Source organism: Pseudoalteromonas luteoviolacea NCIMB 1942 (assembly GCF_001625595.1).
In the GTDB taxonomy this organism is placed as follows: Bacteria; Pseudomonadota; Gammaproteobacteria; order Enterobacterales; family Alteromonadaceae; genus Pseudoalteromonas; species Pseudoalteromonas luteoviolacea_A.
Genome location: NZ_AUXT01000198.1, coordinates 1 through 24603, shown reverse-complemented (window position 1 = coordinate 24603; position 24603 = coordinate 1). Strand labels below are relative to the sequence as shown.

Genomic DNA, 24603 nt, shown 5'->3' with positions numbered 1-24603 from the left:
GCATTTAGCTTTTTATTTGATAATAGTGAAATGACTATTCGACCTAGTTATTTAACGTACTCATTTACTTGCTACATTACATTGCTCATATCGGTGACGGTTGATATGAAACGAAAAAGCCCTATTAGGGCTTTTTTTATTTCCCTTCAAAAGCTTATAATCTAAACTGGTAAATTGCACTAGGTGCATTAAACTAATTTTATCCCCCCTGTGCTATAAGGAGAAACGCCATGTGGCAAAAAATAACTCGAACCTTTGTGTTAACGGGGCTTATTACCTGCTCAGCCCCTTCCTTTGCGACCTTAGAAGAAGGCATTGCAGCTGCCAACATGGGTAAGTTCGATGTCGCGCTGAAAGAATTTAGATACCTTGTTGATATGGGCTATGCGCCCGGTATGTATGAACTTGCCAAAATGTATGATGGTGGATACGGAGTACCTAGAGATCCCAGAAAAGCCGCAGAATTGCTACAACGCGCGGTAAAACTTGGGAGCTCTGATGCAATGTTCGCGTTGGCTGTTATGTACGAAGAAGGCAGAGGCGTCAAACTAGACAAGCAAAAAGCCGTCGATTTGTTCTCTCAAGCCGCTAAAAAGAATTTACCAGCAGCACAGTATAATTTGGGCGTTATGCATGCTAACGGTGATGGTGTCACTCAAGATTACTTGCAGGCGCGCTTTTGGTATGAAAGAGCAGCCGCAAATAATTACACTTTGGCAATGTTTAATCTTGCCTTACTATATTACCAAGGCTTAGGCATCCAAAAAAATATTGAGCGTTCTTACATTTGGAATACTTTAGCCGAATTTAATGGATATCAACCCGCAACAGAAAGCCGACAACTAGACGAGCAAAGCATGTCTAGATCTCAGATAGAAAGGGGGCAAAGGATAGCCAACGAGATTTATCATAAGATTCAGGCTGGTACATATATAGCAGGGAGTGGATTTACCGAGTAATAACCAACGACCGCGCTTACAAGTTACTTAAGATACAGCCATGTCAGTATTTTTCCGATGAGGTGGCTGTATTTATCAAACAGCTTGCTACGCCAGGCTTTGTCACTAGAGTGAAAGATACCTTTACCGTGACTAAACGTTTTAAACCCTTCAATGGAATGATACTGCCCTATTCCTGAACTTCCCACACCACCAAACGGTAAATCAGCAACGGCTACATGTAAAAGCATCTCATTAATACTTAAAGAACCGCACTCCAGCCGATATTTAACATCATTTTGCGCACATTTATCACTGGTATATAAATAACACGCTAACGGAACTTCTGTGCTTCTTACGATACTTTGGGCGTGCTCAAGATCTCTCACTTTAAAGATACTTAATATTGGGCCAAAGACCTCTTCTTGCATCACTTTCAAACCCCTTGGAGGCTCAAAAACAAGGTGTACTCCAAAGTCACTTGCTACGGCAGCTTCCAAAGGTTTAGAGTGCCACACCGACACCCCCTTGGATTTGGCTTGTTCCAACATAGAGACCAGCCTCGTCTTATGGCGCTCATTCAATAACCCAGAACTGTCATTGATGGTATGCATACTTTCAAACTTTTCTTTGAGCTTACACACTAAGGCGTCAAAAACTTCTTGATGCACCAATACATAATCAGGCGCAACACATATCTGTCCGCAATTCATGAGCTTAGTGAAAGCTAAATCTAATACTACTTTTTCTATATTTGCATCACTTAACACAATGACCGGCGACTTTCCACCTAACTCCAACGTGACTGGAACCAAATTACTGGCACTCGCTTGGTATACTTTTTTGCCTATGTGACTGGAGCCGGTAAAAAACAGATGATTAAAAAGAAGTTCGCTGAATTTCCCCCCCGTCTCTGCATCACCTTCTATAACCGTACACTCAGCTGATAAACCTGACAAAATAGATTTGATCACCTCATTTACATTGGGTGTATGCTCACTGAGCTTCAACATTACTTTGTTACCTGCCCCAATTGCAGTCGCTAAAGGGACAAGTGAAAGTTGTATCGGGTAATTCCAAGGCGCGATAATGCCAACAACGCCTTTTGGCACATATTCAACATATGTGCGCGAAGGCAAAAATTCTAAACCCGGATTGCGTTTATCTGGCTTCATCCAGTGTTTAAGGTTACGACAAATATATTCAATATGATTCACCGTTGGAATCATATCTGCCATGACGGTATCTAACTCTGCTCTTTGGCTAAAATCTTTTCGAGCTGCTTCAACAAGCGCAGACTTATAGTTAACAATCGCCGATTTCAAGACTTTTAGCTTTTCAATTCTCAATGCGCTTGAGGTGTATGGCTCTGCTAGAAAAGAGGTTTTCAACCTAAATAATTTTTGCTCAAGCTCTGAGTCTCGTTCAGATTTCACAGGTGATTCCTCATTCTCTAGTTACCCAGTTTTTTCACTTGGTGGTTATCACGACAAGCTACAGTGACCTCAATACACGTGAACTAAAAGCACAGCAATCAATATCGACTTTTCGTCAGCGACGATTTCAAAAGATAGTATCAGAGAAATTTGTGAACCACTAGCTTGTAAACTAAATGTAAAACCAAATTGACGAATGCGCGAAGCTTTTAATTGAGAATAGTGAAAATGATGGAGCTACTGTTAATTCGTAGCCCCATTACTTGAATTTTAGAAAGCAAAGACCCACTTAGCAACGGTCAATGTCAAAATACTGATCATTGTGATAGCGATTATGTTTAGTACAAATCCAGCTTTCACCATATCCCTGATCCGAATTTCACCGGAGCCAAAAACAATCGCATTAGGCGGCGTCGCAACTGGCATCATAAAAGCACAACTTGCAGCCATTGCAGCTGGAATGATCCATATTAGAGGAGTTCCAGTCACTTGTTCTGCAACCGGTCCAAGTAAAGGTAAAAAGCCAGCAGCGGTAGCCGTGTTACTTGTGAGCTCAGTTAAGAAAGTTATGAGCGCAGCAACGGCAATGACACCAAGAACAATCGGTATTGCGCTCGCACCAGCTAGAACATTTGCAATATATGCCGCAAGTCCAGACCCCTTTATTTGACTTGCAAGTGTCAACCCACCACCAAACAACAATAATATACCCCACGGGACATCTTTGGCAGCTGCCCAATCCATTACCTTTTGGCCATCTTCACTCGCTGGTAATACAAACAGCAAAATGGATGCAGCAATCGCAATTCCAGTATCTGTAATGCCTAAGCCCGTCCAAGTCTGTAAATATGGTCTTAAAAGCCAGCCAAATACAGCGAATAAAAAGACAAATAACACATTCTTTTGTGCCAATGACATTTTGCCTAGCTCAGCCAGTTGAGAAGAAAATACCTCCGTCAGCGCCGAATTTTCTTCTTGTGGTGTCAATTTAAACGCAAACTTTGTCAACCACACCCAACACAATAGGATCATGCCAAAAGTAAAGGGCACAGCAACAATCATCCATTGTGCGAATCCAATTTTAATCTGATAATTGTCCCACAGATATGCAACCATCAACGCATTCGGTGCAGTACCTATTATCGTTCCTACCCCACCTAAACTCGCACTATAGGCAATTGCTAACAGTAATGCTTTAGCGTAATTATCACAGCCATTACCGTTACTTTGTAGTACATGGATCACAGACAGTGCGATGGGTAATAACATCAAAGTTGTAGCGGTGTTATTTATCCACATTGATAAAAAGCCGCTTACCAACATCATTGCAAGGATTTGATATTTAGGGTTGGTACCACTCTTAAGCATAGTTTTAAGTGCTATGCGTTTGTGCAGTTGCGACTTTTCCATCGCAATTGAGATAAGAAACCCACCTAAAAACAAAAAGATTAAAGGGTGAGAATAAGCAGATGATGTACTTTTAATATCGTTAATGCCAGCCAGCGGTACCGCCAATAGGGGTACTAAAGACGTTACCGGAATTGGTACTGTTTCACTTACCCACCAAACGGCAAGCCACATTGCAAGACCTGCGGTTCTCCACCCTTGCTCGGACAACCCCTCGGGACTGCTAGTAAAACATGTCAGTAAGAAAAGAAATGGGCCCAAAAACAGCCATAATTTATCTAAATGCGCACTGCCTTTATTCATTGTTTCTGTCATTTTTGTGTTTTTTATAATTATGCGTTGTAAATAAGGAGGCAGTATGAATGACATCAAGCGCGACCACAAGACAGACCAGACTCGAAAAAGCGATAGTTCACGCTATTTATGAGGCATCTTTCGTCACACTCAGATGTTTGTAGCTGATTAATTTCTCCTTTTACTTCAATGCATTAGAGAAATCCACCAGCTTCTGTGTTTATCTAACTACTTTGCGCTGTAAGTTAAAGACACGCCTGCAGACGTCGAGTAGCCTCTGACATCAAAGTACCACGTACCCACTTCAGGAAGTGTGAAAGTACAACTTTCATTATTCCCGTACAAATAGGGTCTGCATCGGTAACTAGATGTCGAAGACTCGGAACCAAAATTCACATATAAATCGGCATCTCCCGTACCACCAGAGATTGAAACCTTAAGCTCTTGGTAACCCGAATTAAGTACCAAGTTGTAACGCTTCCACTGACCAGAACCTACATTAATGCCACTAATAACCTCTTGTATGGGTGTAGGATCAGTTGGCGGAGGCGGAGGTGTACTACCCTCAGTTTTAGCTAGTTCGGCAACATATGCGGCGGCTAACTTAGCGAAATTAACTGAGTGACTGGCATCAAACCCAGTGTCATTAGAAGTGTGAATATTGCGGTTAGCTTCTCTCATTCTCGATTCAAAAGGAAAAGAAGCCGCAAAACCTTGCTGATACCAAGAGGCATGATCAGAACACCCATAACCACAACGATCAAAACCATAATTTAATGTTGGCAGATACGTATCAAGCAATTGGCTCATAAATGTATTTTGAGCACTATTGGTGTAGTCAGTTATAAATACAATATCATAACTCCCCCCTTTATTACCCGACATGTCAAATTGCGCCATCCCAACCACATTTTTTCCCTGAGCTTTGTAGTCAGCGGCGATGGCTTTAGAACCTCTAAGGCCGACCTCCTCCGCTGCATACCCCATTATTTGTATGGTTCTTTTTGGCTTAAACGCTGAATCAGAAATCGCTTTTAAAACTTCGCTCAGTACAGCGATACCCGATGCATTGTCATCTGCCCCTGGGGCACGGCCATTACTCGAGTTAGCGCTATTAATAGAATCTAAGTGGCCGCCAATAATCACGATTTCATTCGCTTTTTCACCGCCTGGAATTGTCGCAATTACTGATGGCTGGGCCCAGTCGTGGCCATATTGCTCAACCGTGATATCGACTCTATTTTTTGCAATATCTACCCAATGCTCTTTTACCCAGTTTGATGCGTCAACACCCGACTGCTGTGTATAGTAGCGATTATAAAATGCCATTAAAGAGTTAACTGTACTATCAAGTCCCGTTGTCGAGACTCGTGAAATCAGATCTTGAACGGCCTGTCCATTATCTATGGTATAGGTTTGGCTAGGTTGCGCTAGGTGCGCTTGGGCAAGTTGAGACAAATATTGCTGCGCTTCAAGCTCACTATCATGAGCAACAAACCCACCGCATCTATGGTAATGGTCGTGCATAAAGTGACTGAGCTGAAAGTGCTCCTGTTCATCAAGCAACAAAACATCCACGTCTCGAGAGTTTGATATCGCGCTATGGTAGAGAGTACCTTTTACTGCATTTTCTAGCTGGTAATGATGACTTGCTTGGGACTCTATTGTAATCCATTTGGATGCGGTGTGTGTGTTTGCTATAGCAGGCAAGGCAATGCACGCTGCCATAGTTAATAAGGCTTTGGTACACATAATTGTTCCTTTATACAAAAGTATAATTGAGACGGTAGAACACCGTCTCAAAGAGAAAAGTGATTAATTAGCTTTAATATTTAAGGTTACCCCTGAGGCGCTGCTATAGCCTCGAAGGTCTATATGCCAAGTACCACTTTGAGGGTTAGTAAACGAACATGACTCACTGTTGCCATTTTTGTACGGTCTACATTGGTAAGTCGATGTTGAAGAAGCTGACCCAAAATTAACATACAGATCCGCGTCTCCCGAGCCACCAGAAATAGTCACTTCTAAGCTAGAATAACCTGCTCCGAGCTGCTGTGTATACCTCGCCCATTGGCCAGAACTAACCGAAATATTGCTTTCTGTTCTATCAATAGGTTGATTGCCATTTCCCCCTGAAGAATAAGTGCCCGTCAAGGATGCACCCGATATTTGATTCCAAGCTTCAACCATCACGTAATATGCACCCGCTTGAATATTAGTGATCGAGCAAGTTTCAGTACTGGTTGAAGTGGTGCTTTTACAGTCATATGTCTGTAAAGATGGTCGGCTACCAAATTTAACATAAAGATCTGCATCACCTGAGCCGCCTGACGTTTCAAACTTTAAGCTGGTGGCATCTGCTGGAACATTTAGCACAAAAAACTGCTGTGCTTTAGAAGCACCGCTAATACCAGTACGCGTCACACCATTTGTCAACTCTTCATCAGTTGGAGGCGTACCGCAACTGCTGCCTGAGCTCAGCTGTGAGTTAACTCCAACTAGCGCAAGTGCAGCCTTTACGTCATCAGGGTTATAGCCTAAATCGCATGCTGCATCCATTACACCATTGCCAGCTAAGTCCCAGTCTGTGCTCGCTGTCCAATACATCTGATTGGCCTTAGCCATAACAATAAAGGCTTTTTTGGTATCCCATCCAGTAGTTGTCGCGAGATTATAAAATGCTTTATTGAACACACCAGATGAGTGGTGAACATCCATACTGGAAGTGTAATTAGACTGATGATCAATTGAACGTCCATCCTTAGTCGGGTCGTTCATGTATCTGAGTGCACCGCTTCCTTTAAAGATATCTTGGCCAACTAACCAGTCATTGGTCCCCTTCATGTAAAACTCAGCTGCTTCACCAGCCATATCAGAAAACGCTTCGTTCAAACCACCTGATTTATATCTATATACTAGGCCAGAGTTTTGCTCAGTAAATCCGTGGCTCACTTCGTGTGCAGACACATCAAGGCTCACAAGAGGGTAAAATCTATCTTTACCATCACCAAATGTCATAGAGCGGCCATCCCAAAATGCGTTTTCATAATTGTTGCTGTAATGCACACGCATTTGTAATTGAAAGCTCAGTGGTGCAGTACCTAACCAGTCGTTGTACATATTGAACACAACATTACCAAAATAATGTGCATCATTGAGCGGTGAATAGGCACCATTAATCGTTTTTACGGTATTTTCAGGGCATGTAAAGCTATGGGCTGAAGACCCACTTGAACCATGATTAAGGTTAATGGTCTTTACATTTGAGTTGTTCATTGTACAAATATTGCCAGACTGGCTGACATCTAAATGACCATAGTCCGTGCCGTAGTCATACCGCCCCGTCTTTTCATTTCCACCTGAGCCTGTCGCGTTTGCATGCTGAATATTATTATAATTTACAAGCACTTCTCCTGAGTTCGCATCCACAATCTTATAAGGACGAGCGGGTTCATGACCATAAGTTACATACGTCATCTCATATACCAAACGAGCAGTTCCTGACTCATCTAGCCAAACACCTAGTCGACTTTCTTCGTTGTGTTTTTGAACATGTTCAGCAGTAGAAAGCATTTGAGACTGCGCAGCTTTTACAGCATTTTCTAACTTTAGGCTTGGTGTAACAGAAGCAATGTCCGACTCGATGCCGTACACGGCAGCCCCATGGGCATGCTTGAGGGACCCCTGTTCATTAAATGTCAAGCTTATCGTGTCACCTATCACAGGTAACCCTTGATACATTTGTTGATAGCGGTGTGTAATTGAGCCATTTTTATGTTTGAAAGACTTCAAAACTTTTAGTTCGCTTTGATTGCTAAGGCCAATCATCTGTGAAGCAGGCGCTGAAAGAACTGCAGGTGCAACCCCTTGAAGCATCATGCTCAAGTTTGCTTCATTGTTTAAGTATTGTTTTTGCGCCGCAATAGCGCTCCCTGACATTACAGCCAATGCAGATAACGTCACTGTTGTTATCGTAGATAGTTTCACTTTTATGCTCCTTGATTGTGTGTTTTTTATCTCAAACAAAAGCCGAGATAGCATGCTCAATACGCACGCCTCATTGAGACTAGACAACCAAAACAATAAATACACCTAATTTTAACATTTGTTGCATTTACAATTGCACATATATTTAAGTAAAGACTTCATTAGCTTAGCTTTTTTCTATCAATAAAAGACAATATCCTCATTCAAAAATGTAAATATTGTGATACATAAATAATATTAACACTCAAATGGTAATAGTGTGGATTCACTTAATTAACACAATGTATAGGATTTGCTGAAGGGAATTTAAGAGCGCCCTTTATATGAACGCTCTTAGTAAAAAGTAGATCGAACCAAGGCTACAAAGCCTTACATGCAACTTCTTTAGCAAAAGAGTTATTTATTATTTTCCACCCTATATCGGAAGCCTTTAGTTCATCTAGGGGGGAGGACTCACTCTTAAAACATTTTGTAGTGCTGCTAGGGTACAAAGTTAAGGTTGTGGTTGCATAGGCTAGGTCATCATTATTTGAGTCAACTTTAAACTCTACCTTACGCAATGCAAACCGGGTAGCATCTGGATAATTCGCAGCAATACTTTCTACTACTGTCGCTTGGTTTTGTACCAAAGAGCCACTCAAAGCACTCTTTATATCCTTACCAATCCCTTCATCAATTGCAATGCCGACAGCAATGCCCATAGGCCCCATCGCTCCCATTAACATTGGACCAGCAGCCGCACCTCGCCCAACATAAGATACCTCTGGAAACTCAGGGTCCATCTGTAAGGGTTTAAGCGACACACTACACCCTGATACAATCAGCGCACATAAGCACAGCCATATTGATTTCGAAATAAGTAATTTCATATGCTTTTAATTAATTTAATAAAATTAGCCATATTTTTATTTATATTAGTAATTTAAACAAGCTAAAACTTATATGTATAACGCATTCTGATCTGCCGCCCTCTTTGTGGAACCCGGCCATCATATCGTCTAGGATCAAATGCATCTGTCTCCTTGTCAAACACGTTCTGTATTTGCAATGCCACGCCTTGCTTGTCATCTAATTGCCAGCTAACAGTCGCCCCAAACAACCAGTGACTAGCCTGTCTATAAGGTGAAAAATCGGGATCGTCCGGCAATTCCAATGGAATAACGGTGATGCCATCTCGCCATAGCCCGTTAACCGAATACTGAAACTGGCCAGACTTGAAATTAAAAACCAAAGAGCCGAATTTTTTGTAGCTCGGGTTAAATGGTAAATCAATATATTGCGTAAATGTGCTACTTAACCAAGCATTGTCTGAAATATGCAAAGTACCACTGAACTCTATTCCTTGCATACTTGTTTCAAAAACATTGTCAAACGTAAATCGCGTTTGGGCTTCATCCACCGGGATCAAATTGATAAAATCTTCTAGCTCGTTGTCGAACACAACTAAATCTACTTGCCAATTTTTATCTTGAATATGCCACACTAGCTCCGTTGTTTTTACATACTCTGCTTTGAGGTTCGGGTTGCCTTGAGTCACTTCATCATTTGAATTCAACTCATTACTAACCGGCACCCTAAATGACTCACCATATTGCAATTTAAATGTGTGTGCCGGATTAAATTGATAAATTACTGCCAACCTCGGAGAGAGCTTTTTGTCGATGTCTAGAACATCGTCAAATCTTGCCCCCGCAAAGACTGTAAACTTCTCGTTGAAAATATACTTAGCTTGTAGATATGCGGCATAAGAATCAAAATCTTGCTTTAAGGAGGTGAATGGTGCGTAGTTATTTATAACCTCCAGCCCACCAAGGTAAAACTCTTCGGCAGGAATAACCTCTTGACGTACAGGGTCATAGTAATTGGTGTATGCATCTGCGCGCGATTGCTCTTCCCACGAATATTCACCACCCAAAATAATGTTTAGAGACTCATTGTGGTCATAAATAAATTCACTATTGAGCGTTAAATCTCTTGATTGCCACCTAGGCCCAACAAACAAACCATGCTCCAGCCCCAATTGATCAGCTGTTGCTATTTGTCCGCTACTTTTTATGTAATGTTTGATAAATTCTAATTTCGTTTTGTTACCTAAAGAGTCACTAATTTCGTTTTCGAACTCTAGCTGCATGCCGAGGTTGCGGCTCGTATATTCGTTCTCTTTTGACTCCCCAGACAAATTTATAAACTCGTCCAATCGGGTTTCCGTATTGTGAACAGCAAATCGCCAATTTTTCCATTTCAGTTCTATCTCAATAAATCGGCCGTCGACAGGATCCTTTACCCCTGCTTCAAAATACTTATCTCCATCATCACGATACAATGAAGCATTAGCGCTGAACTCTAATCCACTTTCATACTCTTGGTGCATACTCGCCGCACCTTGGTACATCCCCCTATCACCTACCGCAGCCATAATAATGTTGTCATTTTTGCGAGTAACAATATTCATGACACCCAAAAATGCATTACTACCATATAATGCAGAACCGGGCCCTCTTATAAACTCTACCCTTTCTACTACTTCAACTGGAATAAATGGTGTGTAAACGGACGCTTTTCCGAATGAAGACTCGTTTAACCTTTGGCCATTTAGCATGACCAACACGTTACCGCTATCTAAATAAATTCCACGTGCATGTTCCTTAGGGACAGCTCCTACCCAATCGCCACGAGTTGATTGCATACCTGGTACAAAATTCATTAACTCGTATACATTTGCAACGCCTAATAACTGGATGTGCTGTTGATTAAATACAGTAATACTGGACGGTACAGACGTAGAGGTTTCTTCTGTCTTCGTTGCGAGCGTAATATTAACGTCAAGCAACTCCTCAAAACTAAGCTCAAATATATCTTCTTGAGATGCTGCGCAGTTAACGCTTATAAAAGTGGCGAGAATTAGAGGGACTGTTTTTTTCATATTGAGCCTGACTACTTACACCATAGCAAGCTCATGTTTAAAAGAAAAAAATCTTCATTTAAAGTTGGCTCACACAGTTACCGTCCATACAGCTTAATAATACGCATGATATGCAACTGTGCAAGTTTTTGCTTATGTTTTTACGCCGTTTGCAATTTCCTAGCTTTGAAATATTTGTACAGGCCGATAAATGAAGCTGCTATCCAGAATAACTCAATGACGAAACTTGCAAGGTTAAAGTTGTAACATAGGCTTATGAGCAACAATATTGCTCCAGATAGATTCATGAGGTTATATTTGAGGCCGTCTGGCGTAACTTTATCAAGCTGAAGCAAGAAAAACGCACCAACAACAAGAAAAGTGCCGGCCATACCAATAACGTCAAATAAGATGTCAATCATGTTTTTGTCCATAGATTTTTGTGGATACTCACCCAAACACGCTGGCCCTAATCCGTGGGAAGGGTGACTTTCAATCGTTGAAACAGCACAAACTTTGAAAGTATCTCCGTTTTCGTTTTTGAGCTACAGGATAAATGTCCGCTTTGGGTTCACTTGAAAGTGACTTTTTTACCCACAATTTTAAGAGCTGGTGCCCCTCTTATAAGTGTTTTCCTAGAAAACTCTTGTTCACAGTTAGGACAATGAGTTTGATTATGGGTGTGGTCAACCGCGATTCGCTCAACAAAGCATTTGATCAGATTACCTTTTCCGCCTTTCCTATACTTAAATAATTGTGTCTTGCATTTTGCACAATAGATATCAACAGTCCTTGTCGGCCCTTTTTTATTAGGTTTTGCCACTTAGTTAAGACTCCCAATTACGAAACCGATTAATGTAAATTGTAACGTGTGGTAGCCCGCATTGACCAGAAACAACTTTAGAGGCCGTTGCTCAAATAGATAGCTGACACCAAAAGATGTGCCAACAAATACAATGCCAATTCCCATGCCATACAGCATTGTGTCTAGTACGGAGGGAGAACTTCCTACTGTGATTGCAACCCCAATAGAAGCAAGCAAACAAAATGCAAATGCTCCTAGAAAAATCAATTTATGATTTGCATTTTTTAAGTCAAGCTCTGTAAGCCCTGCTCCTTCTAACCATGCTTGTTGAAACATAAGGGGCGAATACCACATGCCACCCAACACAAAAGAACCTATCGCGCTTAGCAATACGGCAAATATGTTCACTTCAAATACATACATTGATACTTGCCCCATTATCTCGTTAATTTCAATTTAGTTAATAACTGAGAAATGAGCAATGTATGCGGGCACCTTGCCCTTATTTTGAAACAGGCCGTTTTTGTAACTTGCGTTGCAATGTTCTTCTATGCATATTCAATTGTCTTGCAGTTTCAGAAACATTACCGCCATTTGCCTGAAGAGTTTGTTGAATATGCTCCCATTCCAACCTTTCTGGAGACATCGTAGATTCAAAGCTATTTTCAACCTCAACTTCTTCACCTAACAGTTTTTTAGCAATGAGTTTAGTATCAGCTGGCTTAGTCAAGTAATCATCAGCCCCTAGCTTAATCGCTTCAACTGCGGTGGCGATGCTTGCAAAACCTGTCAGTAAGACAAGTTTGCATGTCGGTAAAGTCTCTCTGATCACTGCAATATAATTCAACCCAGATGAGTGCTCTAATTTCATATCAAGTAATACGTATTGAGGCAAAAAGACCTTACACTTATCGATTATTTCGGACTCCGCATTAACGCATACACATTCGAAGCCCATTTTTGACATTCTTCTCGCTAAGGTATTAGAAAATGCAATATCATCTTCAATGATCAATAACTTCATTATGTGCCCGTAATAGGTAATTTGGCTGTGGATAATACACCACCTTCTGGCGTATTCTCCAGTTTTAGCTCGCCTTTAACGCGCTCTAATGTCGCGTGAGTTAGCAATAGTGCCATGCCAAAACCACTATCGCTTTCTACTACCGACTTTCCTATCGTATCTAACTTTTGTTGCGCTATTCCGTTGCCTTGATCCTTAATAGTTAGGTACCAGTCTCCCTCTATTACATATGCATTTATGGCAATGATCGTTTTTTTAGCTCGCTCATTCGCCTTTGCTGCATTAACGACCAAATTCAATAAAGAGGGAATAAGCATGGGATCTCCTTGGATGTTTACCGAAGGTGTCTTCTCAACTATCTCAATAACTTGTTTGGGGTACTGAAGCACCATTAATTCTTCCAGTTGCTCTAGCACAAAGGCCGAAGAAAGAGCCTTTTTATGCCCCTTTAGTTTGAGCAATTCTGTTTGGTCACGAAACCCTTCTAATTGCGTACGGCACTGAGATATCGGATTAGTCATCTCTCTCACTGCGGGGTGGTCCGGAAAGTCTTCGTGAAGCTCTTCCAACAGCAAGCTTAAGTGCGCAATGGGCGTTGCCAGTTGGTGCGTAACCTGCGCAGCGGCACTCCCCAGCGCCAATAGCTGTTCTTGCTGAAGTTGCTTTTCGCGTGTTTTAGCCAACAGTGCTTCGCGCTCACGAATACGCTTGACGAGTAGTGCCACAACCCCCACAGTGACCACGACCATAAAGACAAAATTAACAAACATGCCCAATAGGTGCTCGCCCATATGCATACCGTGGTGATGCATAGGCATGGTCACCGCAATGTACAAATAGCCATAAGCAGTTAGTGCACTGATGGAAACGAATAGCACATACCCAATAGATACAGTGACTGCGGCAATAATACATGGTAGCAAGAGTAAAGAGACGAAAGCGTTACTAGCACCTCCGAGAAAGGAAAGTAAAACGGACAAAAACAAAATATCGGCAACGAGCTGTAATGTCATTGCTTTTTCGGATATTTCTCTTGACCTTCGATATACAAATATGCTCAAAAGCTGAAAAGCTGACTCTAAAGCAATGATTGTAAATACAGGCTTATGCGGAATATTTTTATCCAGAAGTAAAATGGAAATGAGTACCAACAATAGTTGCAATACAATCGCAATCGAACGCAACAATAGCAATTGCCCTAATGCCGACTGAGGAGAAAATGCAATAACCATTTTAAATGGTCCAAATCAAATGATGGCGTACTTTACCTCAATGCTTGCGCAAAGCCCAGCACCTTCAAAAGGTGGTTGTTAATCGTAATTCAACATAAATTCAGGGCTTGGCGTACCTTGATGGAAAAGTAATTGCCAACCACTGGCGTTCTTGCGCCAAATAGACATCCTCAGTGAAAACTGTAAATTGCTATAAGCATTTCTACGATAAGCTGCGTGATAAGTCAGTTGCGCGATGTTATCGGCCAGCATTTGTCCTCTGAAGTCTTGATTATAAAACTGCGGCACTTTTTCACTCGGTAAACGAGATAAGACATGGTGCTTATTGAACAGCAAACCATTTGCGGATATTTCGTAAAAATCATCGTCTAACAGAATGGACAAGCGCTCTTTAGATTCACGGACGCTCGGCTCAAGCAGTTGGCGTTCGAGTGAGATCAGTTCATCGAGTAATTCTTGTGTGATTTTCTGAGTCATAAAGTGCTGAATTTTAGCCAGTTTCAGATTTAATTTTAGACAAATGTAGCAAATCAACAAGGTTATCTTTGTGTAGATATCAATAGTTTGTTATAACTGTAAAATTATCCAAGTGGTCGGATTTGATAAAGAGACAATATGATTTACGCGAAAATAACAGGCTGGGGTAAAGCCGTACCACCTGCCACTATCAGCAATGATGAAATTAGTACTATTGTTGATACCAATGATGAGTGGATCGCAACTCGAACTGGTATACGAGCTCGTAGAGTAAGCCACGTCAGTACTGCCGAATTGGCAACCATAGCTAGTAAACAAGCGCTTGCGTGTGCTGGATTAGAAGGCAAAGACATTGACCTTGTTTTGTTAGCTACCTGTACCCCTTCTACAATGGTGGCAAACACCGCCTCATTAGTGCAAAAAAATATTGGTGCAACAGGTGCAGCTGCATGCGACACTAATGCTGCATGTTCAGGGTTTTTATATGCGTTACAAAATGCCACAGCTCAGATTCAAGCAGGTATGATTAAACGCGCCGTTGTTGTTGCCGCTGAACGTATGACTTGGTATGTAAACTGGGCCAAACGTGACAGTGCAGTGCTCTTTGGAGACGGGGCTGGCGCTGTTGTTTTAGAGGCAAGCTCTGAACCAAGTGGCTTGATAGGAACAAAAACGGGCTGTGATACCGAGGATAGAGACATCCTGCATATCACAAATTACGGCTCGGACATGGATAAATACAAGTCGATTGGACCATCAGATTTGCTGTTTGAAGGAAGAGAGATATTCAAACGCGCTGTTACTGGAATGAGTATCGCTTGTGACGATGTAATGCAAAAAGCGAACTTACACTTGGATGATATCGATGTCTTGATCCCGCATCAGGCTAACTTAAGAATCATACAAGCAATTCAGAAAAAATTGGTAATTTGTGACGACAAAGTAATGGTCAATATAGATCAGTATGGCAATACATCAGCCGCAACCATCGCCATCGCACTTTGCGAAGCTGTCGAACAAGGCTTAGTCAAACCACATGCTAATATAATGTCAGCCGCATTTGGGGCAGGACTGACATGGGCTGCAAGTTATATTCGATGGGGTGAGCGCACAACGCCCATCAATACGTGCGACTATCGTTTTCCTCCTTGCGAAAAGTCGGGCTTAGAACTAGTACATGATGCTGTACTTGCCTGTAAATCAACTGATTAACTCCTAATTTTGGTGGGCAGCACGGCTGCTCGCTATCCCCCTTAATAGCTGCTAGAATTCTCGGCGTTAGATACAAATTAATGATACCTACTCTGTGCCAAGAAGCACTAAAGCCTTTGCTACACTCACTCAGTGTATTTTACTCAGACGAAATCGTCATACAGGGGTGAGGTGCTCCGTCGTAATTCATGTCATTCGAATTCAACACGCTATGACAACATTACTAGCAATGATAAGCAGTAAAGGCCAGCAATAGAGTTTGGCGAAACATCGCCTTGAAACATAGGTGCGTGTCCAACTTGATGACAACAAACTAGAATCGTATTAGGGGAATAAGGTGTTTAAACCACACTCAGAAATAAGCAATTTAGAGCCACAAATCGTTTGGCAGTTTTTCGATCAAATATGTTCAATCCCTCACCCTTCAAAGTATGAAGAGGCGCTTGCTCAATTTATTGTTGATTGGGCAGGCTCTCAAAATCTGCCTGTTCGTAGAGACAAAACGGGCAATGTTTTTATTAAGAAACCAGCAACAGCTGGCATGGAAAACAGAAAACCCGTTGTACTCCAAGCTCACATCGATATGGTTCCGCAAAAAAATGATGACACGGATCACGACTTCGTGACTGATCCAATTAGACCTTTTGTAGATGGTGACTGGGTAACAGCAGACGGCACAACTTTAGGTGCAGACAATGGGATCGGTATGGCTTCTTGTTTGGCAGTGCTTGCCGCTGATGATATCGTTCATGGTCCATTAGAAGTAATCCTCACGGTTGATGAAGAAGCAGGAATGACAGGCGCTTTTGGTTTGGAAGCTGGCTGGCTTGAAGGGGAAATTCTGCTAAATACCGACTCAGAGCAAGAAGGTGAGATCTACATGGGTTGTGCTGGTGGTATTGACGCTAGCTTGACCCTCAATATTGAAAGAGAACCGAAGCAAGACGAGCAAGTGTATATCGAAATCGCACTTAAAGGACTCAAAGGCGGACACTCTGGTGTTGATATTCACACAGGTAGAGCAAATGCCAACAAGCTACTTGCCCGCACACTTAAGCATCACTTTAACGACGTAGAGTTTCAAATTGTTGAGTTCAAAGGTGGTTCACTGAGAAATGCGATTCCACGTGAAGCTTACGCAACTATTGCAGTTAAAGACTCGGACGTGAACACCATCAATGCACACATTAAAAATGTTGAGATGTTGATGAAGCAGGAACTTCAAGCAATTGAAACAGGCTTGAGTTTTAATACGCAACAAGTTGATCATACACTTTCTCCACTTTCAAGTGACAGCACAGCAAAACTATTGTCAATTCTAAATGCATGCCCTAATGGCGTGGTAAGAATGAGTGATGACATCAAAGGCGTTGTGGAAACCTCTCTAAATTTGGGGGTGATCACTTCAGCAGAGGATTCAATTGAAATTTTATGCTTGATCAGGTCACTAATTGACTCTGGTCGAAAAGATGTTGAAGGCACACTTTCATCTTTAGCTGAATTAGCTGGAGTAGAGATTGAGTTTTCTGGGGCATACCCAGGCTGGAAACCAGAGCCTGATTCAGAGCTTGTGCACATTTTCCGCGATATGTATGAAGGTATTTATGGCAACAAGCCAGATATTATGGTTATCCATGCTGGTTTAGAATGTGGATTATTCAAAGAACCCTACCCAGACATGGACATGATATCTTTTGGGCCTACAATTAAATTCCCTCATTCTCCTGATGAGAAGGTTCACATAGGTTCAGTCGGTTTGTATTGGCAACAAATGAAAGCTTTACTAACTAACATTCCAGTAAAAGGTTAGTCCATTAAAGCAAAAAACGGCTCTCTTGGAGCCGTTTTTTATAAAACATTAATTTCCGAAACGCTTTTGTAAATAGGCAAGCGTTGCTCTTAGCCCTAACCCTTCACCTCCAACTGGTCTGCCAGGCAAGTGACGGACATTCCAAGCCATAACATCAAAATGCAGCCAAGGCGTAGTTTGAGGTTCTACAAACTCTTTAAGGTAAAGTGCGGCTGTAATTGATCCACCAAACGGTGTCGAACCACAATTCGAGATATCTGCAATGTCGCTTTTAAATAGACCTTTGTATTGGTCAAATAAAGGTAATTGCCATACTGGATCCTGATGTGCTAATCCTTGTTCAATGATTTCGTTTGCAATCGCCTGATCTGTGCTGTAAAACCCAGGTAACTCAGTTCCCAAAGCGATGCGACATGCACCTGTTAATGTAGCGAAATCAATTAAAAGTTCAGGCGCTTCACTCTGCGCTTCCGCCAAAGCATCACATAACACTAAACGCCCCTCGGCATCAGTATTATCAATTTCTACTGTGATGCCTTTACGTGTTTTAATGACATCACCTGGGCGGAACGCATTTTTCGATACTGCGTTTTCTACAGCTGGCACCAACACGCGAAGTCGAACTGGTAAATTAGCTGCCATAATCATGTGGGCTAAACCAAGAACGTGTGCTGCACCACCCATATCTTTTTTCATGTTGCGCATGCCTGAGGCAGGTTTTAGATCTAATCCGCCCGAATCGAAACACACGCCTTTGCCCACCAGAGTCAGCTTTGGAGCACTCTCATCACCCCAAGTTAGATCCAATAGTCTCGGCTTATTATCACTCGCTCTACCTACCATATGTATGGTTGGGTAATTATGCTCCAGCAATTCGTCGCCAATAAGTTGATTAAACTCACCGCCAAACTGCTCAGCCAACTCTATAAATGTTTCAGCAAGGTGTTGCGGCATCATGTCAGCCGCAGGCGTATTAACCAGATCTCGAACTAGGTAAATACCCGTCACTAAATCTTTTACACGCTTAAACTGAGAGTCGTCTGATAGCGCTAATTTCGCTTGAATTGGCGCTGATTTTTTATAGGCACTGTACTGATAAGCACCTAACGCATAACTGGTTGCAGCTCTTTCAATAAGCTCTTGAGTGCCTGTAAATTGATACGTTCCTTTTGGTAATTGCTTGGCAAGTTCTCCTGCAATCCATTGTTCTTCAAGGGACTCCACAATACACAGAACACACTCTAGTTCACCACTGTTCAAATCAGGGATCAGCAAAACATTTTGCCCTTCTTGTCGAGAAGCCAACACGAAGTTCTGTGCGGCGTTCGCATGCTCAGAAAGCCAACTATTCAGTTGAGACTCTATTGTGAAATGAATCGGAGTACCTTTATTGGAGTGAATGAGTATAGTGCTCATACGTGCCTCTTATTGTAAGTTGTATTAACTAAAGGATACCAATTCGCGACTCACAATTCACTGGTATAAGGGTAAGTTTTTTCTATATTTATATAATCGGGGTAAAAGGCTTTTCGAGTATGCCGTTTGACATACCCCTGGTACCCAAGGTACTAATTCAGAATAATAAAAGGAGCAGCTATAAATGTACGCTATTTACTTTTTGAGTCTTTTTGGACAGAGAACGAACTTGGTAACACGTCAACACCCAGTTTACTGCCCAACTTGATAATAATCGGTATGGTAATGGGTGCAAATGGCAAAATCGCAAATACACCTAAGCCAAGCCCTTTTACAACATCCACAAACTGTTTGTTTGCCACTTTCAACTCATCTTTCGATGCCTGACCTTGAGTGTAACGTTTATATATATCAAGCATCTCTTCAGTTTCTTGTTTTTCTTGTTCAAGCGCACCTTTCAACGCGATTAAAGAGCGTTTTAATTTTAGTTTTTGTCGATTTTTACTTATTCGAACAACTCTTATTGGCGCTTTATGCGCAACTTTTATTAACCTCATTGATACTCAACATAAGGGGCTTTGAGTAGATTCTAGCAAAGTTTACCTCAAAAATCGTGGGGATATTTGGTCCAAGGCATTTCTATATATTTAAAAAGCAAAATTGTTAGACAAGCATTAACTGGGACTTTTTACATGGCAAGTTTTCACGTTTTTTTAATGAAACAAGCTCAATATTCAACCATAAGATAAACATTCATAACTTATTAAATATAAACATTAAATCTGTATTTCACTGGGAATAATCGCCATTTTACTGTCTTAATTAAGTTAAAAATCTGGAATTACACACGTTATTGCAACATGTTCAGTTCCGGTATTGTTAACATACTAATCAGTATAATCTGCAACCTTCAATTATAAAAAGTTTCCGTTGACGGATAAAAAGCAATTAAATCAATCAAAAAGTTGAACTTGAAAAATTCACTGCTACTTTTATTAATGTGTTAACTATTTGATTGACAGTATAGGCAAAAATTGTTTGTATTGTTATTTTAATGTTAATAATATTAAGCTGATATCAGCAATAAAAAGTTAAAACTGGGGAAACAGGATGAAACTACAGAGATGCAAACTTAGAAGTGCAATTAAATTTGCCATTTCAACTACTGCCGCAATTACTACATTAGCGTCGTTTAATACTTTAGCAGATGCCAGAGAAGATGGAGCAAACAAAGACATAGAAAAGATAGCCGTAGTCGGCTCAAGGGCCGCCCCCAGATCAGTGGGTGAATCACCAGTTCCAATTGATATTATTGGTGGTGATGAATTAAGCAAAGCTGGCGGTGATGATATGCTTGAATTGCTTAAAGGCTCAGTTCCCTCTCTTAATGTTCATGCAAACCCAATAAGTGATGCTGCGAGCCTTGTGCGTCCAGCCAACTTAAGAGGCCTGCCAGCTGATTCAACGTTAATTTTATTAAACGGTAAACGCAGACACCGTTCTTCTGTGATCGCATTTTTAGGTGGTGGTATCAACGACGGTGCACAAGGGCCAGATATTTCTGTTATTCCTAGTGTCGCTTTAAAACAGGTTGAAGTACTGCGTGATGGTGCAGCTGCACAATATGGTTCAGATGCAATTGCGGGTGTATTAAACTTTGTATTAAAAGATGCCTCTGAAGGTGGTAGCTTCTCTGTCAAGCAAGGCGAATACTATGAGGGTGACGGCGATACGACAACCCTCGAAGGTAATATTGGACTGCCCTTCACGGACCAAGGCTTTGCTAACTTAAGCTTTCAATATAAAGAAGCAGATGCAACAAGTAGAAGTGTACAAAGACCTGACGCACAAAGGTTTATTGGCGCAAATGTAGAAGGGGTAAGAGATCCTGCACAAATTTGGGGTGCCCCTGAAATAAAAGATGATATTACAATTTTCGGTAATGTTGGATTAGAGCTGAGTAACAGTTCTGAATTTTACATGTTTGGTAACTACTCTGAACGTGATGTAAAAGGTGGATTCTACTATCGTAACCCGCAAACTCGCCCGCAGGTATATTCAAATGACGGTGGTGAGACGTTACTCGTGGGTGACTTAGATGGGATAGACAATGGAATTTCTTGCCCTACTGTCAGCTTGCGCGACAGTAATGATGAACAAATCTACAACGTAGCGACCATTGCAGCATATCAACAAATCGCCGCAGACACAGAGGTAGGCAGAAACTGTTTTGCATTCAACGAAATCCTTCCAGGTGGTTTCACGCCTAACTTTGGCGGCAACATTACAGACACCTCCCTCACCATCGGTACCAAAGGCGAATTTACAGAAGGCTTTATGGAAGGTGGCTTTTATGACTTGAGCGGCTCAGTAGGTCGAAATGAATCTCGCTACTTTATTACCAATACTGTAAATGCGTCCCTCGGTCCTGAAACACCTATGGAGTTTAGCCCTGGTAAATACATTCAGCTAGAGAAGAATTTCAATTTCGACGTGTCTAAAGGTTTTGACTTTGATCTCGCCTATGAGGTAAATGTAGCTGCGGGTCTTGAATGGCATGAAGAGACATTTGAAGTAATCGCTGGCGACGAGGCGTCATTTATTGCGGGTCCGTTAACACAGCAAAATTTTGGTATCGGGTCCAATGGTTTCCCGGGGTTCCAACCTTCAGCCGCAGGCGAATTCACACGTAGAAACTATGCCGCCTATGTTGATATTGAGACACCTTTCACGGACGACTTTTTAATGGGCTGGGCACTGAGATTTGAAGATTATGATTCATTTGGTTCTACTACTAACTTCAAAATCATGGGTCAATATCAACTTACAGATGACCTTTCAATGCGAGGCTCTTTAAGTACCGGCTTCCGTGCACCTACCGTTGGCCAAGCGAATGTAAGTAACGTTCAAACCAACCTAAGTAGTGGTGTACTGGTAGACTCAGCGCTCTTACCGCCGACGAACCCAGTTTCTGAGATTTTAGGTGGTACCGAGTTACAACCAGAAGAGTCTGAGAGCTATACACTCGGTTTTGTATACCAAACAGGCGACTTATTCTTGACTATCGATTATTACAATATTCAAGTTGAAGATCGCTTAAGTCAGTCAAACAAAATTGACTTAACGCCTGCTCAAAAAGAAGCTTTGAAAGCAGATGGAGTACCCAATGTTGACAGTATTGCTCAGGTATCATTCTTCACCAATGACTTTGATACAACGACGCAGGGTGTTGACGTAGTAGCTAACTATTCAATGGACTTATTAGGTGGCTTTGCAACTTTTAGTATGGCTTATAACTGGAATGAAACGACCGTTGATAAGTTTTCTGCAATCACGGGTGACTTCAAAGTTAAGCGTCTTGAAAATGACTTACCCCAACACAGAGCAACATACACATGGACGCAACAATGGGAAGACTTCTCTGGCTTTATTCGATACAACTACTTTGGTGAATATCAAGGTGTACATGTTGACTATGATGCCACAGCAATCATGGCAGACCCAACATTTACCTTTGATGCGGAGCTAACTTATTACGCAACAGAGCAAATTAGCTTAACTGTTGGTGCTAACAACATCTTTGACCAAGATGCAGAGGAAATTATTGATTTCTACGAAGGTAACAATACTGAGAAGACAGCTAAAAACACCTGGGGTGGTATCTATTATGAGACGTCACCATTTGGTATAAATGGCGGTTATTACTACGTCAAAGTAACATATACGTTCTAAACTTTATCTGTAACCCAGAAACAAAAGAGGAATTAGCAATAGCTATTTCCTCTTTTTATTTTTATTATTCAAAATAAAACCTTTACGACATATGTTACTTTTAGATCGCGCAACAGAACTACTCTTAGAAAATCGTCTTAGAGAAGCCGAGTTTATGTTCAAGCAAGTGCTGAAACAAAACCCGCAAAATGGGAAAGCACTATTTGGACTTGGCAGGATCTGCATGCGTTTAGAACAATACGACAATGCAATTTACTACCTAAAGCGCGCATGTGAGCAGCTACCTAAAATGCTTGATCCACTCTATGCGCTTGCCGACGCATTCATCGCTGTAGGCTCTCCAGTTGATGCTAAAACAGTTTTAGAATATGCATTGAGTGTCGCTAAACACAATGCACAAATCCACTACCACCTTGGACAGTTTTATCTGGACCATGGCTTTATTGATAACGCGCAACACGTATTTGAAAAAGGCCTAGAGTGTCCTCCGTCCGGTGTATCAATTTTTATGATATTTGAGCTCATGCAACTCAAACCTCCTTCGGAGATCTCTGCTCTAATGCAACGACTGGAAGAGTATGAAGGAAAATACGAACACCCTAAGTTTCAAATCATTGCTTATCATGCAATGGCTACAGGTCATCAAGCGCTTGGAGAAAACCAAAAAGCGTTCGAGTTTTATGAAAAAGCGAATGATCTCCAACTTTCCCAATGTAAATTTAGAACCGCTGATATGCAACCATTCTTTAATCGGGTTTTAAATACGTTCAGCAGGGACTACTTTGACAGACCTATTGACAAAGTACAGTCGACATTTACGCCTGTCTTTATCGTCGGGCTACCTAGAACTGGTTCAACACTGCTCGAGCAGATCCTGACACAACATAGTCAAGTTGGTACTATGGGTGAAAGCACGGTGATCAGCGAAAAAATAGTACCCTATCTCGAGATGCGAACTGAGAGCTCTTTCCCAGAATGTGCGCTTGAGCTCAGCACTTCGATGCTAGATTATTGCCGTAATGTATATGTAGATGAGATAAAGAAACACCGAGTCCAAGAAGAAGTGGTGTTAAACAAACTTCCCTCAAACTTTCAAAGTATTGGACTTATTTATAAGATATTCCCTCAGGCAAGAGTTATCCATTTAACTCGGGATTTCATGGCAAACGCCTGGTCTGTTTATAGTAATCATTTTGCAGAAAATGAACCTTATTTGTGCTCCCTAACAGAGTATCAACAATATGCGTCAATAGAAGAGCAAGTTATGAAGCACTTTAAACCATTACTCAAGCGTAATATCTATACTGCTAGCTACGAGAAGCTGATAGAAGATCCAGAGCACACAGTTCAAAAGATACTCAACTTCATATATCTCAAGTATGAGCCGGAATGTATGGAGTTTCATAAAAGCCGCAGCAAAGTAGAAACTTTGAGTAAAACGCAAGTGCGACAACCTTTGCACGGGCGCGCGCTCAAACGATGGCAAGCATTTGAAAGTTTAATAGAGAAAACACTGAATAATGAGAAAGGCTAGTATGTTCTAGCCTACCTTTGAATCGCCCCGAGTTCATCGGAGACCAGTTTGTTTAAGTCAGGCTACTTTACCTAACTCTCTTAAATTATCATAGAAATCCACTTCATATTGAGCTGGTGAAATATATCCAATAGAAGACAGTAAACGTTGATTATTAAACCAATTAACCCACTCTAAAGTTGCGTATTCGACAGCATCAACATTTTTCCATGGTCCATTTCTTCGAATTACTTCTGTTTTAAATAAACCATTTATCGTCTCAGCCATTGCGTTGTCATAAGAATCTCCAACGCTTCCAACGGATGCTTGGATCCCCGCTTCAGCAAGTCGCTCACTGTATCTAATAGACAAGTATTGGCTCCCTCTGTCGCTGTGATGTAAGCGTCTAGCTAACTAC

General features: G+C 41.5%; 19 protein-coding genes and 1 pseudogene. 5 read left to right on the top strand and 15 right to left on the bottom strand.

Going from position 1 to position 24603, the window contains the following annotated elements; translation table 11 throughout:
* Nucleotides 1-230 precede the first annotated feature (230 nt).
* Nucleotides 231-959 carry a tetratricopeptide repeat protein gene (locus N482_RS19515; RefSeq protein ID WP_063378648.1) on the top strand — a complete coding sequence of 243 codons (729 nt, stop codon included), beginning with the start codon at nucleotides 231-233 and terminating at the stop codon, nucleotides 957-959.
* 23 nt (nucleotides 960-982) lie between these two features.
* Here the strand turns inward: N482_RS19515 and N482_RS19510 are convergent, their stop codons facing one another.
* The 12 genes from N482_RS19510 to N482_RS19455 all read right to left on the bottom strand — a co-directional run bounded on the left by N482_RS19510 (nucleotide 983) and on the right by N482_RS19455 (nucleotide 14502).
* A complete protein-coding gene (locus N482_RS19510; protein ID WP_063378647.1) occupies nucleotides 983-2374 on the bottom strand; it encodes an aldehyde dehydrogenase family protein in 1392 nt (463 codons plus the stop codon).
* Nucleotides 2375-2644: 270 nt separating this feature from the next.
* Nucleotides 2645-4084, bottom strand: a complete 1440-nt coding sequence (locus tag N482_RS19505; protein WP_419555048.1) for an SLC13 family permease — start codon at nucleotides 4082-4084, stop codon at nucleotides 2645-2647.
* 219 nt (nucleotides 4085-4303) lie between these two features.
* Nucleotides 4304-5827: a M20/M25/M40 family metallo-hydrolase gene (locus N482_RS19500; protein WP_231100899.1), complete on the bottom strand. Its 1524-nt coding sequence runs from the start codon at nucleotides 5825-5827 to the stop codon at nucleotides 4304-4306.
* A 63-nt stretch (nucleotides 5828-5890) separates the two neighbouring features.
* Nucleotides 5891-8062, bottom strand: coding sequence for a M4 family metallopeptidase (locus N482_RS19495; protein WP_063378646.1), 2172 nt, complete (start codon nucleotides 8060-8062; stop codon nucleotides 5891-5893).
* A 359-nt stretch (nucleotides 8063-8421) separates the two neighbouring features.
* The gene (locus tag N482_RS19490) at nucleotides 8422-8865 is read right to left on the bottom strand and encodes a hypothetical protein (RefSeq protein WP_155730657.1); all 444 of its coding nucleotides are present in this window, start codon (nucleotides 8863-8865) and stop codon (nucleotides 8422-8424) included.
* 128 nt (nucleotides 8866-8993) lie between these two features.
* On the bottom strand, nucleotides 8994-10985 hold the full coding sequence (locus N482_RS19485; RefSeq protein ID WP_063378644.1) for a TonB-dependent receptor plug domain-containing protein: 1992 nt from the start codon (nucleotides 10983-10985) through the stop codon (nucleotides 8994-8996).
* A gap of 140 nt (nucleotides 10986-11125) precedes the next feature.
* Nucleotides 11126-11386 (bottom strand): CBU_0592 family membrane protein, encoded by a 261-nt coding sequence (locus N482_RS19480; RefSeq protein WP_063378643.1) that lies wholly within the window; start codon nucleotides 11384-11386, stop codon nucleotides 11126-11128.
* A gap of 149 nt (nucleotides 11387-11535) precedes the next feature.
* Entirely contained in the window at nucleotides 11536-11787 is a 252-nt protein-coding gene (locus N482_RS25760) for a hypothetical protein (RefSeq protein WP_063378642.1), read from the bottom strand.
* The gene (locus tag N482_RS19470; RefSeq protein WP_063378641.1) at nucleotides 11788-12192 is read right to left on the bottom strand and encodes a DUF1761 domain-containing protein; all 405 of its coding nucleotides are present in this window, start codon (nucleotides 12190-12192) and stop codon (nucleotides 11788-11790) included.
* 79 nt (nucleotides 12193-12271) lie between these two features.
* Nucleotides 12272-12793 carry a response regulator transcription factor gene (locus N482_RS19465; RefSeq protein ID WP_063378640.1) on the bottom strand — a complete coding sequence of 174 codons (522 nt, stop codon included), beginning with the start codon at nucleotides 12791-12793 and terminating at the stop codon, nucleotides 12272-12274.
* Complete coding sequence (locus N482_RS19460; protein WP_063378639.1) at nucleotides 12793-14025, bottom strand: ATP-binding protein; 1233 nt, start codon at nucleotides 14023-14025, stop codon at nucleotides 12793-12795. The genes N482_RS19465 and N482_RS19460 overlap by 1 nt, the downstream gene beginning before the upstream one ends.
* A gap of 78 nt (nucleotides 14026-14103) precedes the next feature.
* Nucleotides 14104-14502: a DUF4440 domain-containing protein gene (locus tag N482_RS19455; RefSeq protein WP_063378666.1), complete on the bottom strand. Its 399-nt coding sequence runs from the start codon at nucleotides 14500-14502 to the stop codon at nucleotides 14104-14106.
* Nucleotides 14503-14640: 138 nt separating this feature from the next.
* On the opposite strand from N482_RS19455, the gene N482_RS19450 reads away from it, so the two are divergent.
* Nucleotides 14641-15714 (top strand): ketoacyl-ACP synthase III, encoded by a 1074-nt coding sequence (locus tag N482_RS19450; protein WP_063378638.1) that lies wholly within the window; start codon nucleotides 14641-14643, stop codon nucleotides 15712-15714.
* Between the two features lie 337 nt (nucleotides 15715-16051).
* Complete coding sequence (locus N482_RS19445; protein WP_063378637.1) at nucleotides 16052-17524, top strand: aminoacyl-histidine dipeptidase; 1473 nt, start codon at nucleotides 16052-16054, stop codon at nucleotides 17522-17524.
* Nucleotides 17525-17572: 48 nt separating this feature from the next.
* On the opposite strand, the gene N482_RS19440 is transcribed toward N482_RS19445, so the two are convergent.
* Nucleotides 17573-18940 (bottom strand): leucyl aminopeptidase family protein, encoded by a 1368-nt coding sequence (locus tag N482_RS19440; protein ID WP_063378636.1) that lies wholly within the window; start codon nucleotides 18938-18940, stop codon nucleotides 17573-17575.
* A 191-nt stretch (nucleotides 18941-19131) separates the two neighbouring features.
* Nucleotides 19132-19497: a hypothetical protein gene (locus N482_RS19435; protein WP_063378635.1), complete on the bottom strand. Its 366-nt coding sequence runs from the start codon at nucleotides 19495-19497 to the stop codon at nucleotides 19132-19134.
* 553 nt (nucleotides 19498-20050) lie between these two features.
* Here N482_RS19435 and N482_RS19430 point away from each other — a divergent pair.
* Both N482_RS19430 and N482_RS19425 read left to right on the top strand, forming a co-directional pair.
* Entirely contained in the window at nucleotides 20051-22672 is a 2622-nt protein-coding gene (locus tag N482_RS19430) for a TonB-dependent receptor plug domain-containing protein (RefSeq protein WP_063378634.1), read from the top strand.
* Between the two features lie 91 nt (nucleotides 22673-22763).
* Nucleotides 22764-24206 (top strand): tetratricopeptide repeat-containing sulfotransferase family protein, encoded by a 1443-nt coding sequence (locus N482_RS19425; protein ID WP_063378633.1) that lies wholly within the window; start codon nucleotides 22764-22766, stop codon nucleotides 24204-24206.
* 57 nt (nucleotides 24207-24263) lie between these two features.
* On the opposite strand, the pseudogene N482_RS19420 reads toward N482_RS19425, so the two are convergent.
* Nucleotides 24264-24587, bottom strand: a pseudogene (locus tag N482_RS19420) (integrase core domain-containing protein); the annotation flags it as partial.
* Nucleotides 24588-24603: the final 16 nt, after the last annotated feature.

Bases quoted from the DNA above. Each gene is read 5' to 3' on its own strand.
- N482_RS19430 (WP_063378634.1), top strand. From the start codon at position 20,051: ATGAAACTACAGAGATGCAAACTTAGAAGTGCAATTAAATTTGCCATT.
- N482_RS19450 (WP_063378638.1), top strand. From the start codon at position 14,641: ATGATTTACGCGAAAATAACAGGCTGGGGTAAAGCCGTACCACCTGCC.
- N482_RS19505 (WP_419555048.1), bottom strand. From the start codon at position 4,084: ATGAATAAAGGCAGTGCGCATTTAGATAAATTATGGCTGTTTTTGGGC.
- N482_RS19460 (WP_063378639.1), bottom strand. From the start codon at position 14,025: ATGGTTATTGCATTTTCTCCTCAGTCGGCATTAGGGCAATTGCTATTG.
- N482_RS19480 (WP_063378643.1), bottom strand. From the start codon at position 11,386: ATGATTGACATCTTATTTGACGTTATTGGTATGGCCGGCACTTTTCTT.
- N482_RS19440 (WP_063378636.1), bottom strand. From the start codon at position 18,940: ATGAGCACTATACTCATTCACTCCAATAAAGGTACTCCGATTCATTTC.
- N482_RS19435 (WP_063378635.1), bottom strand. From the start codon at position 19,497: ATGAGGTTAATAAAAGTTGCGCATAAAGCGCCAATAAGAGTTGTTCGA.
- N482_RS19465 (WP_063378640.1), bottom strand. From the start codon at position 12,793: ATGAAGTTATTGATCATTGAAGATGATATTGCATTTTCTAATACCTTA.
- N482_RS19485 (WP_063378644.1), bottom strand. From the start codon at position 10,985: ATGAAAAAAACAGTCCCTCTAATTCTCGCCACTTTTATAAGCGTTAAC.
- N482_RS19500 (WP_231100899.1), bottom strand. From the start codon at position 5,827: ATGTGTACCAAAGCCTTATTAACTATGGCAGCGTGCATTGCCTTGCCT.
- N482_RS19470 (WP_063378641.1), bottom strand. From the start codon at position 12,192: ATGTATGTATTTGAAGTGAACATATTTGCCGTATTGCTAAGCGCGATA.
- N482_RS19515 (WP_063378648.1), top strand. From the start codon at position 231: ATGTGGCAAAAAATAACTCGAACCTTTGTGTTAACGGGGCTTATTACC.
- N482_RS19455 (WP_063378666.1), bottom strand. From the start codon at position 14,502: ATGACTCAGAAAATCACACAAGAATTACTCGATGAACTGATCTCACTC.
- N482_RS19425 (WP_063378633.1), top strand. From the start codon at position 22,764: ATGTTACTTTTAGATCGCGCAACAGAACTACTCTTAGAAAATCGTCTT.